This window comes from Sphingobium xenophagum (genome assembly GCF_002288285.1).
GTDB lineage: Bacteria > Pseudomonadota > Alphaproteobacteria > Sphingomonadales > Sphingomonadaceae > Sphingobium > Sphingobium xenophagum.
The window spans coordinates 2,426,874-2,440,345 of sequence record NZ_CP022745.1; the positions used below are offsets into that span (position 1 = coordinate 2,426,874).

The 13,472-nt window shown below is 64.7% G+C and carries 13 protein-coding genes; 9 read left to right on the top strand and 4 right to left on the bottom strand.

Annotation, left to right across the window (positions count from 1 at the left end; genetic code table 11):
- Nucleotides 1-38: 38 nt before the first annotated feature.
- Entirely contained in the window at nucleotides 39-1,463 is a 1,425-nt protein-coding gene (locus CJD35_RS11990) for a protein adenylyltransferase SelO family protein (RefSeq protein WP_017182504.1), read from the bottom strand.
- Between the two features lie 37 nt (nucleotides 1,464-1,500).
- Here CJD35_RS11990 and CJD35_RS11995 point away from each other — a divergent pair, with 37 nt between their 5' ends.
- From CJD35_RS11995 to CJD35_RS12015, 5 genes are all read left to right on the top strand, one after another.
- Nucleotides 1,501-2,370: an alpha/beta fold hydrolase gene (locus CJD35_RS11995; protein WP_019053257.1), complete on the top strand. Its 870-nt coding sequence runs from the start codon at nucleotides 1,501-1,503 to the stop codon at nucleotides 2,368-2,370.
- Entirely contained in the window at nucleotides 2,363-3,496 is a 1,134-nt protein-coding gene (locus CJD35_RS12000) for a glycosyltransferase (protein ID WP_017182502.1), read from the top strand. The genes CJD35_RS11995 and CJD35_RS12000 overlap by 8 nt, the downstream gene beginning before the upstream one ends.
- A gap of 93 nt (nucleotides 3,497-3,589) precedes the next feature.
- Nucleotides 3,590-4,993: an NAD(P)H-dependent flavin oxidoreductase gene (locus CJD35_RS12005; protein WP_026002278.1), complete on the top strand. Its 1,404-nt coding sequence runs from the start codon at nucleotides 3,590-3,592 to the stop codon at nucleotides 4,991-4,993.
- Nucleotides 4,993-5,205 (top strand): DUF2093 domain-containing protein, encoded by a 213-nt coding sequence (locus CJD35_RS12010; RefSeq protein WP_017182500.1) that lies wholly within the window; start codon nucleotides 4,993-4,995, stop codon nucleotides 5,203-5,205. The genes CJD35_RS12005 and CJD35_RS12010 overlap by 1 nt, the downstream gene beginning before the upstream one ends.
- A 359-nt stretch (nucleotides 5,206-5,564) precedes the next feature.
- Entirely contained in the window at nucleotides 5,565-5,945 is a 381-nt protein-coding gene (locus CJD35_RS12015; RefSeq protein WP_017182498.1) for a VOC family protein, read from the top strand.
- 70 nt (nucleotides 5,946-6,015) lie between these two features.
- Here CJD35_RS12015 and astD read toward each other — a convergent pair whose 3' ends face one another.
- Both astD and CJD35_RS12025 read right to left on the bottom strand, forming a co-directional pair.
- Nucleotides 6,016-7,416, bottom strand: coding sequence for a succinylglutamate-semialdehyde dehydrogenase (astD, locus tag CJD35_RS12020; RefSeq protein ID WP_017182497.1), 1,401 nt, complete (start codon nucleotides 7,414-7,416; stop codon nucleotides 6,016-6,018).
- On the bottom strand, nucleotides 7,413-8,435 hold the full coding sequence (locus CJD35_RS12025) for a 2-oxoadipate dioxygenase/decarboxylase family protein (protein WP_017182496.1): 1,023 nt from the start codon (nucleotides 8,433-8,435) through the stop codon (nucleotides 7,413-7,415). Before CJD35_RS12025 ends, astD begins: the two co-directional genes overlap by 4 nt.
- A gap of 86 nt (nucleotides 8,436-8,521) precedes the next feature.
- Between CJD35_RS12025 and CJD35_RS12030 the strand changes: the two genes are divergently transcribed.
- Nucleotides 8,522-9,421, top strand: a complete 900-nt coding sequence (locus CJD35_RS12030; RefSeq protein ID WP_017182495.1) for a LysR substrate-binding domain-containing protein — start codon at nucleotides 8,522-8,524, stop codon at nucleotides 9,419-9,421.
- A 3-nt stretch (nucleotides 9,422-9,424) separates the two neighbouring features.
- Here the strand turns inward: CJD35_RS12030 and CJD35_RS12035 are convergent, their stop codons facing one another.
- Complete coding sequence (locus CJD35_RS12035) at nucleotides 9,425-10,453, bottom strand: SPOR domain-containing protein (protein ID WP_174703646.1); 1,029 nt, start codon at nucleotides 10,451-10,453, stop codon at nucleotides 9,425-9,427.
- A gap of 198 nt (nucleotides 10,454-10,651) precedes the next feature.
- Between CJD35_RS12035 and CJD35_RS12040 the strand changes: the two genes are divergently transcribed.
- The 3 genes from CJD35_RS12040 to CJD35_RS12050 are packed head-to-tail and all read left to right on the top strand — an operon-like array spanning nucleotide 10,652 to nucleotide 13,288.
- Nucleotides 10,652-11,371 carry a ParA family protein gene (locus CJD35_RS12040; RefSeq protein ID WP_017182493.1) on the top strand — a complete coding sequence of 240 codons (720 nt, stop codon included), beginning with the start codon at nucleotides 10,652-10,654 and terminating at the stop codon, nucleotides 11,369-11,371.
- Between the two features lie 11 nt (nucleotides 11,372-11,382).
- Entirely contained in the window at nucleotides 11,383-11,916 is a 534-nt protein-coding gene (locus CJD35_RS12045) for a hypothetical protein (RefSeq protein WP_017182492.1), read from the top strand.
- 19 nt (nucleotides 11,917-11,935) lie between these two features.
- Nucleotides 11,936-13,288, top strand: coding sequence for an SPOR domain-containing protein (locus CJD35_RS12050; protein WP_017182491.1), 1,353 nt, complete (start codon nucleotides 11,936-11,938; stop codon nucleotides 13,286-13,288).
- Nucleotides 13,289-13,472: the final 184 nt, after the last annotated feature.

Below are 13,472 nucleotides of genomic sequence, written 5' to 3' on the forward strand. Positions count from 1 at the left end.
GAACCATGGCAGAAATTGGTTAAGGAAACAGCTATCAATCATGGTCGGCGCTCCAGTCCCGGCGATTCCGCCGATGACCGGAGCGAGCCATATGCTTCGCCCATCCGCCGGATCGCCGCGACCTTGGCGTATAACGGCCCCCAATCGTCTCTTTCCGCAATTGCGGCCCAGATCGCCTCGACCTCGTCAATATGCATGGAGCAGGGCGCGTCGTCCGACCAATAGTCATGATCCCGCGCGCCCGGCACAGGCGCGCATCCCACCAGCGCCTCGCGAAATGCGCCCCAGGCCGTGTCGCTATAGTCCGCGCCTTCGCGCTGCACCCCGCCGCGCCAGTCATGGAAGAAGCGGTCTATCCCGGTGCCGCTCGTCACCATGCCGCGCACCGCCGCCTCGACCATCGCATTGACGCTGTCCCCCGGCACAACCCCCAGCCGCCAGCAAAAGCGGCGCGCCATCGCCTCGCCGTATAAAGCCGGAAACCGCTCCAGTTCCGCGATCAGCGGCTCGGCCTCGACCAGCGCGCGCAGCGACACGGCCAGTTGCGCCACGTCCCAATGGATCGCCTCGGCCTGTCGCCCGAAGGCATAGAGACCCTGATGGTCAAAATAGGCGGCGGTAAAGCCTGCGTCCCACAAGGGCGTAAAGCGCCACGGCCCATAGTCGAAACTCTCGCCCGTCACGTTGATATTGTCGCTGTTCAGCACCCCATGCACGAAACCGGCTACCATATAGCTAGCCGCCAGGTCGGCGGTCCGCTCGACCACCCGGCCCAGCAGTTGCGCGGGCGGATTGTCGCCCGGCTGCTCGTCATAGAGCCGCGTCAGGGCATAGTTGGTCAGCCGCTCCAGCAGCGCCTTGTCCTCATGAAAGGCCGCCCGCTGAAAGCTGCCGATGCGAATGTGCGAATGGGACAGGCGCACCATCGCCGCGCCGCGCGTGGGTGATGGCTCGTCGTTACGCTCCAGCGCTTCGCCGGTTTCGATGATCGAGAAGGTGCGTGATGTGGGCACGCCCAGCGCCTCCAGCATCTCGGTCGCCAAAATCTCGCGCACCCCGCCTTTCAGCGTCAGCCGCCCATCGCCAAAGCGGCTGTAGGGCGTCTGGCCAGACCCCTTGGTGCCCAGGTCCATCAAGCGCCCCGCGCCATCGCGCAACTGCGCGAACAGGAATCCGCGCCCATCGCCAATGTCGGGATTATAATGGCGGAACTGATGACCATGATATTTCAGCGCCAGCGGCCGGGGCAGCGACCCGTCCAGTGGCGCAAACCGTCCGAAATGGGCGATCCATTGGTCATCGCTCAGCCCGTCCAGGCCGACGCTTGCCGCCGCCCGATCATTGCGAAAGCGCAGGATCGTCTGCGGAAAGTCCGCAGCCGTCACCGGATCGGCTATATCGGGCATCAGCAGGTCGATTTCGCGGACGGGGCTGAATTTGGCGGCTTGCGGGATATGGATCATAAGGCGATATGGGGGTGCGACACCTGAAGGATCAAGCTTGGTCGACTATAGCGACGGATATTGGTGGTCCCCCGACGGGCTGCGGCTACACTATCGGGATTATGCCGGGGGGCATGATGGCCGCCCGCCGCTGCTCTGCCTGCCGGGGCTGACGCGCAACGCCCGCGACTTCGAACCGCTCGCCGCGCGGCTTGCCGGGGACTGGCGGCTGATCTGCCCGGACATGCGGGGCCGGGCAGGGAGCGCTCAGGCCAAAGATCCCATGACCTATGTGCCGCTCACCTATTTGCAGGATATCAGCCGGTTGCTGGCGGACCTTGCCATCACCCGTTTCGTTGCGGTCGGCACGTCGCTGGGCGGACTCATCACCATGCTGGTCGCGGCTACGCATCGCGAGTGGCTGGCGGGCGCGCTGCTCAACGATGTCGGACCGGAACTGGACGAGGCGGGACTGGCGCGCATCCGCACCTATGTCGGCGTCAATCAGTCGCACCCCAGTTGGGTTCATGCCGCCCGCGCGCTGGAGGAAGCCAATCGCGACGTCTATCCCGCCTACGGCCTGGATCAATGGCTGGCCATGGCCAAGCGCCTGTATCGCCTGAACAGCGCCGGGCGGATCGTGCTGGACTATGACATGCGCATCGCCGAACCGATCCGGGCGATGGGCAGCGAGGCGGGCGTCGATATGTGGCCAGTCATGGCGGCCTTTCGCGATATTCCCACTTTGCTCCTGCGCGGCGAACGATCAGACCTGCTGAGCGCGCAAACGGCGCAGCGCATGGTGGCGGACATTGGCGCAAAGGCGGAACTGGCAACTATTCCCGACGTCGGCCATGCGCCCGCACTGGATGAGCCGGAAAGCATCGCGGCGATCGATCGGTTGCTGGCCCGCGTCCTGCATGGCTGACAATCAGCCGCACATTCTCCACGTCCATGGCAGCTTCACCCTGGGGGGCAAGGAAGCGCGCGCCATTCGGCTGATGAACATCTGGGGTGACAAGGCGCGCCACGCGATCGTCAGTGCCGATCGGGAAGCGCTGGGCGCCCGCGCGGCGATCGACCCGACGGTGCGGGTGGATTTCCCGGCATCCCCTCCCTTTGCCGGTCGTCCGCGGGTGGGGCGCTTTCGCGATATAGCTAACTTCTTGAAAAAATACGATTTAATCCTGACATACAATTGGGGCGCGATGGACGCCGCGATGGCGCACAGAATGTTCAGCTTAGTGTCGGCCATGCCGCCGCTCATCCATCATGAAGATGGTTTCAACGCTGACGAAGCAAGCGGCCTCAAGCCGCAGCGCAACCTGTATCGCCGCGCCGCTCTGGGCCGCGCCCATGCACTTGTCGTCCCCTCGGTCCGGCTGGAAAGCATCGCCCGGCAGGTCTGGAAACAGCCTGTGGCGAAGGTGCACCTGATCCGCAACGGCATAGATACCGCCCGCTATGCCGAACCGCCATCGCCCGACGCGATTCCGGGCCTGCGCCGGTCGCCCGGCAAGCTGCTGGTGGGGACTCTGGCGGGGCTGCGCCCGGTCAAGAATATCCCCCGCCTGGTCCGCGCCGTCGCCGCCCACCGCGACCGGCTGCAACTGGTCGTCGTGGGGGAGGGGCCGGAGCGCGACGCCATAGTGGCGCAAGCCGATGCGCTTGGCCTAGACGATCTCCACATGGCCGGTTTCATGGACCAGCCGTGGCGCTTCGTCGGCCTGTTCGACATTTTCGCGCTTTCTTCCGATAGTGAGCAATTCCCGATCTCGCTGGTGGAGGCGATGGCGGCGGGCGTTCCGGTCGCGTCGATGGATGTCGGCGATGTCATCAACATGGTGGCCCCGGAAAATCGCAGCTTCGTGGTGCCGGATGAGGCGGGCCTGGCGCAAGCGCTCGGCACGCTTGCAACCGACCCGGACTTGCGCGCCCGGCTGGGCGCGGCCAATCGCGATCGCGCGGTTCGCGATTATGCGGAACAGGCGATGGTCGATGCCTATGCCAGCCTTTATGGGGAGGCTCTGGCCAGCCCTGACATTTTGCGCTAAGGCGCGCGGAAATTCGTCAATCAGTGCAAAGGCTGCTATAGCAGTGGTCTTTGCCCGGTCGAGCCGGGTGTCGCTTTTTCGCGGGAGATGTCGTTGTTCAAGGGGTTGAAGCCTATCGTCTATGGTGGCCGTGAAGTCTGGCCGCTGGTCGAGGGCGGCAAGGGTGTTGCGGTATCCAACCATGCCAGCTCCGGCGCCTGGGCGGCCGCTGGCGGCATCGGGACAGTGTCGGCGGTCAATGCCGACAGCTACGACAGCTTCGGCAATGTCATTCCCCAAATCTATCATGGCCGCACCCGCCGCGACCGCCATGAGGAACTGGTCGCCTACGCCATTGACGGCGCGGTGGAGCAGGTCAAACGCGCGTACGAGATCGCCGGGGGCAAGGGCGCGATCAATATCAACGTCCTGTGGGAAATGGGCGGTGCGCAGCGGGTGCTCCACGGTGTCCTGGAAAGGACCAAGGGCATGGTTGCAGGCGTTACCTGCGGTGCGGGCATGCCTTACAAGCTGTCCGAAATCGCTGCGTCCTACAATGTCAGCTATCTGCCGATCGTATCGTCGGGCCGCGCCTTCCGCGCGCTGTGGAAGCGCGCTTATTCCAAGGCGGCGGAATGGCTGGCGGCGGTGGTCTATGAAGATCCCTGGCTGGCCGGGGGCCATAACGGCCTGTCCAACGCCGAAGATCCCAAGGCGCCGCAAGACCCCTATCCCCGCGTGCGCGACCTGCGCGCGACCATGCGTGAAGGTGGCATTTCGGATGACGTGCCGATCGTCATGGCGGGCGGCGTCTGGGCGCTCAAGGACTGGAACGACTGGATCGACAATCCCGAACTGGGCGCCATCGCCTTTCAGTTCGGCACCCGTCCGCTGCTGACGCAGGAAAGCCCGATCCCCCAGGCGTGGAAGGAGTTGCTGACGCAACTCAACCCCGGCGACATCCTGCTCCACCGCTTCTCGCCGACCGGCTTTTACAGCTCGGCGGTGCGCAACCCCTTCCTGCGCAGCCTGGAAGCGCGCTCCGAACGGCAGATCGCGTTCAGCACCGAACAGGCTGGCGACCATACCCACCAGCTCGACGTGGGGGTGAAGGGCAAGCATTTCTGGGTGACGCTGGGCGACCTGAACCGCGCGCGCGAATGGTTCGGGCAGGGCTTTACCTCGGCGCTCAAGACGCCGGACAATACGCTGGTGTTCGTCGGTGACGAGGAGCGGGCGGTGATCCGCAAGGACCAGACCGACTGCATGGGCTGCCTTAGCCAGTGCGCCTTCTCCAGCTGGATGGACAGTGAGACCAACTCGACCGGTCGTCTGGCCGATCCGCGCAGCTTCTGCATCCAGAAGGCGTTGCAGGAGGCGGTTCATGGCGGCGACCTCGACCAGAATTTGGTCTTTGCCGGCCATGGCGCCTACAAGTTCAAGCAGGACCCATTCTATTCCAACGGCTTCGTTCCGACCGTCAAGCAATTGGTCGACCGTATCCTGACGGGCGACTGATGGCGGATATTCAAGGTCTGGCGGTGCTGCATTACGACACACCGCATTTCGACGTCGTGCGACCGGGACAGTTCGTCCTTTGCGCCGTGTCCGGAGAGAGAATCGATCTGGAAGATCTTAAATATTGGAGCGCGGAATTTCAGGAAGCCTATCGCGGACCGCAGGAGGCAACTGATTCTTTTCTGCGTCATCGCGGGCCGGACTTTCGCTAATCTGCCGGGGTCTGCGATTGGAATGATCGTTCAAGGGGCGTAAAAAGCGATCCGTCGCGCCCCCGCGCGGTTTCGTCGCAATTTTGCTATTCCCGCAGGGTAAAAACTGATGTAATCTTTCCATCGAGGCGACGGAGATCGCCCTTGTTGGAAGGATGTTTGTGATGTCTCGTATCGACGTCTTTGGTGATCGTATCTGCATCGTGTCGAGCCTGCTGATTGTCGGCTGGTTCCTCTACAGCACGATCTTCTGACACCCACGCGCTTTGGCGACGCGGGTTCGGCTGGTGTAACTGGCCCCATCCGTTTGTCCGGCGCATAGCGATACGCTCCGCTAATCCTGCAAACAGGGAAATCTCATGTTCAGTCACGTCATGGTGGGCGCCGACGATATCGATCGCGCCAGGATATTCTACGATGCGTTGTTTCAGGCGATGGGCGGCAAACCGGGTTTCACGGATGACCGTGGCCGCTTGATCTACATGCATAATGGCGGCCTGTTCCTCGTGACCAAGCCGATCAATGGCCAGCCGGCGACATGCGCCAATGGCGGAACCATCGGCTTTAGCATGGCCACGCCTGCAGAGGCTGATGCCTGGCACGCTGCGGGCGTTGCGGCTGGCGGTACGACTTGCGAAGATCCGCCAGGCATTCGCGAGTCCGGCTTTGGCCCGCTTTATCTGGCCTATCTTCGCGATCCGTCCGGGAACAAGCTCTGCGCGATGCACCGCGCCGGTTAAGCGAAACGGGGCGCTCCACCGCGATCCCACTTCACAGCCCTCAATTCCGGTGCTGGCCTGCGATTCCGGGTCAGGCCAGCCCGTTGATGGGGACGGGTTGCACCCCGTCCGCCTCGAAACTGGCGATCGGATAGGCGCAATAATCCGCGGCATAATAGGCGCTGGGGCGGTGATTGCCCGACGCGCCCAGGCCGCCAAAGGGCATGTTGCCCGCCGCGCCCGTGGTTGGCCGGTTACGATTGACCACGCCCGCGCGGCTTTCCTCCACCATCCGCTCCCACAGGGCCGCGTCCTGAGAGATTAATCCGGCGGACAGGCCAAAGGCGGTGGCGTTGGCGACCTTCATCGCCGCGTCGAAATCCGGCACCCGGATCACCGACAGCAAGGGCGCGAAAATTTCTGCATCGGGTCCGTCCATGCCGGTCATGTCGATGATGCCCGGTGTAACAAAGGCGGCGCTGCGCCCGTCAACTGCTGCGAAGGGTCGGATGACCCGCGCGCCCCGTGCGACGAGGTCGCTGACGGCGCGATGGGCCGCAGCGGCGGCCTGATCGGACACAAGCGGCCCCATGAAGGCATCGCCCGGCTCGTTCCATGCCGCGATCGGCAGGCGCGCCGCCAACCCATCCACGGCAGCGACAATCCGATCGCCAACTACGCCTTCCGGCACGATCAGCCGCCTTGCGCAGGAACAGCGCTGGCCAGTGGTGATGAAGGCGGAATTGATGATGATCGACGCGGCTTCGTCCGGGCTATCCCATGCGATCAGCGGATTATTGCCGCCCAGTTCCAATGCCATGATGACATGGGGCCGGTCCACCAGCGCCCGTCTGAGCGCCGCGCCAGCACCGGCCGATCCGGTAAAGAGCAGCCCGTCAATGTCACCGGCTACCAACGCCTCTCCGGTCGCCCGGCCGCCCTGCACGACGTTGAGCAGCCCGTCGGGCAGCCCCGCTGCGGCCCAGGCGTCAGCCATCGCTGCGCCCGTGGCTGGTGCGATTTCCGATGGCTTGAATACCGCCGCATTGCCGGCGATCAGGGCGGGGACGATATGGCCGTTGGGCAAATGGCCGGGGAAATTATACGGACCCAGCACCGCCATCACGCCATGCCCGCGATGGCGCAGCACCGCCCGGCCAAAGTTCATGGCGGCGGTGCGTTCACCAGTGCGTTCGGCATGGGCAGCGATCGACACCTCGACCTTGGCGATCATGGACCCGATTTCGGCGTCGCTCTCCCACAGCAATTTGCCGGTCTCGCGCGAAATCAGCTCTGCAAGCGCTGCCCGCCTTTCTTCCAGCACCAGCGCATAGCGCCGCGCGACGGCGATCCGCTCCTCCACGGCGCGCGCGCGCCAGCCGGGCAGGGAGGCGCGGGCCGTGGCGATCGCCCGGTTGCAGGCGGCGGCATCGGCGACCGGGCCTTCCCATATCAACGCGCGTGAGGCGGGGTCGAAGGATTGCAGCATCATGCGCTTGCGCCCGCGCTGGTCATGGCGAAAATGCCGGTGGCGTTGCCCGTGTCAAAGGCAAGGTCCAGCCTGCCTGTCGCCGGATCAACCTCCCGGCTGATAAATTCGTAAAAGGAGCCCGGCACGTCGCGCAACGCCCCATCACCGAACAGCCGCTCGACGCTATCGGCCCTGAATGCGGTCTGCCGTATCCGGCCGGTTGCAGAAATCTCCAGCCGTTCCTTGATCGGCTGACCTTCCGTCTTCAGCCGATCCGCCAAAGCGGCGACATCGGCCACACGGTCGGTTGCATGGTTGAAGGCGTTACCTTCGGTCGCGATCCAGGCCGCCTCGTTGGACCGGGACAGGAGCAGCTGATAATCGGCAAAGCTGGGCATCTCGTGCTGCCGGTCGAACGCGGCGACGATCCCCGGCAATGCCGCTACCGCCTCATCCAGCGCCACTGGTTCGCCAGCGCCATAGCGCGCCAGCACGGCTTGCTCCGCATCGCCCAAAGGATCGCGCGAGGTGCCGAATATCCGGGCGGCCACCGCGCCGAATTCCGCATCGAACCGGTCGACATGCAGTTCGGACAGGAAGAATTGCGGGATGGCTTCGGGCCGGTCGGCATGCACATAGGCGCGCCCGGTCATGCGCAGCCGGTCGAGCGGATAGATGGCCGCCATCTGATAACCCAGCGGCTGCAATATCCGGGTGAAGGCATCCTCGCCGCCTGGCAGCGCGCCGGTTGGTCCATGCGGCAGGCGGATCGTCCGCAGCGCGCCATGGTCGAACGTCACCCGGCCGCCACGCGCGACAGTATCGGCGACATAGGCCGCGCCGCTGCGCACCCTTTTCAACAGATCATCGAACAGGGCGATGTTCATCGCCATCGCAAAGGCCGCGCGCGACACCGTAGCGCCTTGCTCCGCCAGCAAGGCAGGATCGATCGCCAGCGCATCGAGCGTCCGCCGTGCCGCCACTTCGCCCAGCGTCGCCAGCGTTAGTGCGACGACATGGCCATCATTCTCGTTCGACATAGATTGCTCCCGGTGACAGCCACCTTATCTCAGCCTATGTGGTATTTTCCAAATGGTGACCTGTCATCTGTTGATGCGAGAATGGAATGAATGACGATCGCAAATGGCTGCCATCCATGACCGCGCTGACCAGTTTCGAGGCGGCGGTGCGTCATGGCGGCTTTTCGCGGGCTGGCGAAGCGATCGGCCTGACGCAAAGCGCGGTCAGTCGTCAGATCGCGCAATTGGAGGACTGGCTGGAAACGCCCTTGTTCGACCGGGTCGGTCGGCGGGTGCGGCTCAACGAAGCAGGCCGTATCTATGCCGATGACTTGCTGCCAGCGCTGGATCGCATTCGTCGGGCCACGTCGCGCATGACCATGCGCCGCTCACCGGGGGCGCTGCGGATAGCGACCCTGCCCAGTTTCGGCATGCGCTGGCTTGCGCCGCGCCTGCCGCATCTGAGCGCCCTGCATCCCCAACTGGTGGTGGATTTCGCCGCGCGGTCGCAACCGTTCGATTTCGCGCAGGAGGAATTTGATGCCGCCATCCATTTCGGCACACCCGACGAATGGCCTGGCGCCGCGATGGATTTCCTGTTTCGCGAAGAGGCGGTGCCGGTCTGCGCGCCGGCCTGGTTGGCCGCGCACCCCTTGCGACAGCCTGCCGATCTGCTGACGGCTCCGTTGCTCAGTCAGAGTTCGCGGCGCGATGCCTGGGCGCGCTGGTTCGCATCGGCGGGCGTGGAGGCCGGGACGCTGCCGCCCGGTCCCGCGTTCGAACATTTCCTGATGCTGGCGCAGGCCGCTGCGGCGGGGGCAGGGGTGGCGCTGATCCCCAGCTTCCTGATCCAGCCGGAACTGGATGCAGGCACTTTGGTCATCCCGTTTGCCCGGCCATTGTCGAGCGAGCGAGCCTATTATCTCGCCCGCCCGCTGGAAACACCTGTCCATCCGGCGCTCAGCCAGTTTGGCGACTGGATTGTGGATCAGGCCAGGATGGCCTGATGCTCACATCTTCTTGGGAATGCAGTCTGCGCCTGCCGCCTTTATCCGGCTGCACAGGCGGCTGGCGTCATTGCTGCTGGCAACCGGCCCGGCTTGCAGCCGTGTCACCGCGCCAGCCTTGACTAGATAGGGTTGATAGGCGGACAGGCCGCTGACCTTGCCCGTCAACTGGCCCCACAAAGCGCGAGCGCGCCCGTCTTCGCTGAACGCACCCAGTTGGACGCGCCAGCCGCCCGATGCGGCGGGCGCAGGGACCGGGTTGGCGGGACGGGGTGTCGGCTTGGGCTTGGCGACGGCGATCTGCGGCGCAGGCTTGGGCGTAACCGGGGCCGGCTTGGGCGCTGGCGGGGTGACGACGGGCTGTGCGACGGGTTGGGCGACGGTCGATGGCGGCAAATCGGTCTTGCGTATGCCGGATGGCGCGGGCCGGGGCGGGGCGGGGCTGGCCGACGCCAGCGCGCCACCCTTTTCGGACTGTTCCAGTGTCGCTGCCAGAGCCAGACCCTGTTTGCGCTGATCTTCCGGGATGAACTTGTCCATCTGCTCCAGGCTGGTGGTCGCCTGCGCCAGTCCGGATGTGGAGGCGCGGGTCATCAGCGCATAGGCGCGTACCCAGTCCTTGCCGATCAGATCGCCGTTGAACAGCGCCGTGCCGACAATATATTGCGCGCGCGGTTCGCCCCGCGTGGAGGCCCGCTGGAGGTAAGGCATCGCCCCTGCGCGGTCGCCCTGCTGGAACATCAACAGGCCCAGATTATCCTCTGCCCGCAAATGCCCCTGCGCCGCGGCTTTCCGATACCAGTCCATCGCGGCGTTGAGATCCGGCTGTACGCCGCGGCCCAGCTTATAGGCCTGGCCCAGATTGAACTGCGCGTCAGGATCACCATTTTGGGCCAGCGGCCGCCATTCGCCGATCGCCTTGGCATAGTCGCCCTGCTGCCAGGCATCGACGCCGGTTTTCACATCGGCCATGGCTGGTGCCGCGATGCCGATCATGGCGCCGACAGCGACAGTTCCCCATATACGCTTCATATGCACATGCTCCTGCGCCAATAGATTTGCAGCGGCTATGATGAAACAAGGTTAATGTCTGATTATCACAGGCTCCTCATGCCTGAAACGACCTTAACCCTGTTGACCTTTCGTCAATCAAACTTCCTCGCCCATTAACCGAATTTTAGGCGCGGTCATGGCAAATCCTGAACGGAACTCGATTTCTGGGGGATTTGCGTGCGGATTTTGGCTTTGGCATCGCAGAAGGGCGGATCGGGCAAGACCACCCTGTCTGGCCATCTGGCCGTGCAGGCGCAGAACGCGGGTGCGGGTCCAGTTGTGCTGATCGACATTGATCCGCAGGGATCGCTGGCCGATTGGTGGAATGAGCGCGAAGCCGAATTTCCCGCTTTTGCCCAGACGACCGCGGCGCGGCTGGCCGCCGACCTGGAAATCCTGCGGCAGCAGGGCTTCAAACTCGCCGTCATCGACACGCCGCCCGCCATCACCATGGCAATCCAGAGCGTCATTTCCGTCGCCGAACTGATCGTCGTGCCGACCCGTCCCAGCCCCCATGACCTGCGCGCCGTCGGCGCAACGGTCGATCTGTGCGAGCGCGCGGGCAAGCCACTGATCTTTGTCGTGAACGGCGCAACGCCCAAGGCGCGGATCACGTCGGAAGCCGCCGTTGCCCTGTCGCAGCATGGCACCGTTGCCCCCATCACCCTGCATCACCGCACCGATTTCGCGGCCTCCATGATCGACGGTCGCACCGTGATGGAAGTGGACCCCAAGGGACGGTCTGCGGCGGAGGTCGTGGCGCTATGGTCCTATATCTCCGACCGGCTTGAAAAGAATTTCCGCCGCACGGTCTTTTCCGTGCCCCAGGGCAGCGTCGGTACCGTCGCAAGCCGTCCGGTCGGCGGGGGCTTCGGTCGCCGCGTGATCGGCCAGTAAGGGGACGCATCATGGGTGAACCCAAACCACTCGCATCACTCACCTCCGGTCTGCTCGCCCGCAAGGGCGCGGCCCAGCCTGCCATGCGCCGCCCGATGCTCGGCTTTGGCCGCACGGCTGGCGCTGCCCTTCAGCAGGATGATCTGGGCTGGAATGACATGGGGTTCGACGTCGAACCAGCGCCGTTGCCAACGGACGAGCCGCCGGTTGCGATCGGCCTGACGCCGATGCCTGCAGCGCTCCCCGTTTCAGCCCCGGTCCCGCCCGTCGTCATCGAGCGCGAGGAACTGGTCGAACGTTTGGCGGGCAAGCCTGCGCCGCGCAAAGCGGCGGCCAAGGCAAGCGCGAAAGCCAAGGCCAGCCGCAAGGCGGCCTTCACGTTGCGGATCGACGCGGATCGTCATCTCAAACTGCGGCTCGCCTGCGCCATCACCGGCCGCTCGGCACAGCAGATCATTACTGAATCTCTCGACAATTTTCTCAACGACCTGCCGGAAATTGACCGGCTGACACAGCAGTTGCCGCACATGCGCGGCAACCAGTGAAAGAAGGGTGGGTAGGACTATGAAGCGCAACACATTTGCAAAGGCGGCGATTTCATCGTTGCTGGTCGCCACGACGATGGTTGGCTGCACCGGGGCGGCCTTCCGTCCTTCTGCATCGGCTGTCCAGCAAAAGGGCAATCCGGCAAAGCTCGCCATCGCCGCCGAAAAGGCGCTGGCCGATCGCAACGGTGACAAGGCGATCGCGGCGGCAGAGGCCGCGGTGCAGCTCGCGCCGCAAAACGCCGCCTATCGACAGATTTTGGGCCGCGCCTATGTGCTGGCGGGACGTTTCGCATCCGCCGAAGCCGCGCTGACCGACGCGATGACGCTGGGTGACAACGATGCGCGCACGATCGTCAGCCTGGCGCTGGTGCAGGTCGCGCAGGGTCGCGCCGATAGCGCGCGCAGCCTGTTGCTGGCCCATGCCGATACGGTGCCTGCGGGCGATTATGGTCTGGCGATGGCCATGGCCGGCGATGCACCCGAAGGCGTGCGTGTCCTGTCCGAAGCCATTCACGACCCGTCCGCCACTGCCCGGACCCGCCAGAATCTGGCCTATGCCTATGCGCTGGCTGGCCGCTGGAAGGATGCCCGCATGATCGTGGGCATGGACCTTGATCCATTGGCCGCGAACAAGCGTATTTCCGACTGGGCGCAGATTGCCGAACCCTCGCTCGCGCCGCAGCGCGTCGCCGCGCTGATGGGCGTCACGATTGATGCCGCCGATGCCGGCCAGCCAGTCGCTCTCGCGCTCGCGCCAGCCGGTCCAGCGCCAGTCGAAATGGCCGCTGCGCCGTCCGATGTTGCGCCACCCTTGGCAGAGCAACCGGAAACGCCGGTGCAGACCGCCATGGTCGAGGCCGCTCCACCTGTCGTCGAAGCCGCGCCGGTCGTTCAGCCCGCGCCTGTGCGCGTCGCGGCCCGCGACTTCATCATCGAAGATCATCGGGCCAAGCCAGTGGGCGCAAAGGCCCATGCCAAGGCGCAGAATGCCGTCGCGTCCGCGACGCAGCCAGCCGCGCGGATGCAACAGGTCGCCTTCATCAAGCCGGTCAGTGCTGGCGCCAGCAATTGGGTCGTCCAGTTGGGCGCCTATGACACGGCGGCGATCGCCAAGGAAAAATGGATGAACATGGCTGGCCGCAGCAGCGCGCTGGCCGCTTTCCCGGTCCTCACCAGCCAGGCGACGGTCAAGGGCAAGTCCTTCCACCGTCTCGCCATCAGCGGCTTTGGCAGCCGGGCCGACGCGGTAACCGCCTGCCGCACCATTCAGTCGCAGCACGGCCAGTGTTTCGTGCGTGAAGGCGCGCCGGGCGCGACGCCGCAGCGCTGGGCCATCGCGACCAAGGGCCGCCAATTCGCTTCGCGCTAAACTCCCTCTCCCATAGCGCAACCTTGAAGCGCGCGAGGCCGATGGCTTCGCGCGCTTTTTCTTGCGGGTTTGCGACCGACCCCGATTGACTGACAGGCTGAAACGGGGATGAGTGGAAGACTGCATCAGCCCGATGGGCCGCAAAACGGCCAACGCGCAGCGTCGCTGAGTAGCGCTGCGGCGA

Excerpts from the sequence above, each read along its gene's own strand:
- CJD35_RS11990 (WP_017182504.1), bottom strand. The coding sequence starts at position 1,463 with ATGATCCATATCCCGCAAGCCGCCAAATTCAGCCCCGTCCGCGAAATC.
- CJD35_RS12000 (WP_017182502.1), top strand. The coding sequence starts at position 2,363 with ATGGCTGACAATCAGCCGCACATTCTCCACGTCCATGGCAGCTTCACC.
- CJD35_RS12010 (WP_017182500.1), top strand. The coding sequence starts at position 4,993 with ATGGCGGATATTCAAGGTCTGGCGGTGCTGCATTACGACACACCGCAT.
- CJD35_RS12015 (WP_017182498.1), top strand. The coding sequence starts at position 5,565 with ATGTTCAGTCACGTCATGGTGGGCGCCGACGATATCGATCGCGCCAGG.
- astD (WP_017182497.1), bottom strand. The coding sequence starts at position 7,416 with ATGATGCTGCAATCCTTCGACCCCGCCTCACGCGCGTTGATATGGGAA.
- CJD35_RS12025 (WP_017182496.1), bottom strand. The coding sequence starts at position 8,435 with ATGTCGAACGAGAATGATGGCCATGTCGTCGCACTAACGCTGGCGACG.
- CJD35_RS12030 (WP_017182495.1), top strand. The coding sequence starts at position 8,522 with ATGAATGACGATCGCAAATGGCTGCCATCCATGACCGCGCTGACCAGT.
- CJD35_RS12035 (WP_174703646.1), bottom strand. The coding sequence starts at position 10,453 with ATGAAGCGTATATGGGGAACTGTCGCTGTCGGCGCCATGATCGGCATC.
- CJD35_RS12045 (WP_017182492.1), top strand. The coding sequence starts at position 11,383 with ATGGGTGAACCCAAACCACTCGCATCACTCACCTCCGGTCTGCTCGCC.
- CJD35_RS12050 (WP_017182491.1), top strand. The coding sequence starts at position 11,936 with ATGAAGCGCAACACATTTGCAAAGGCGGCGATTTCATCGTTGCTGGTC.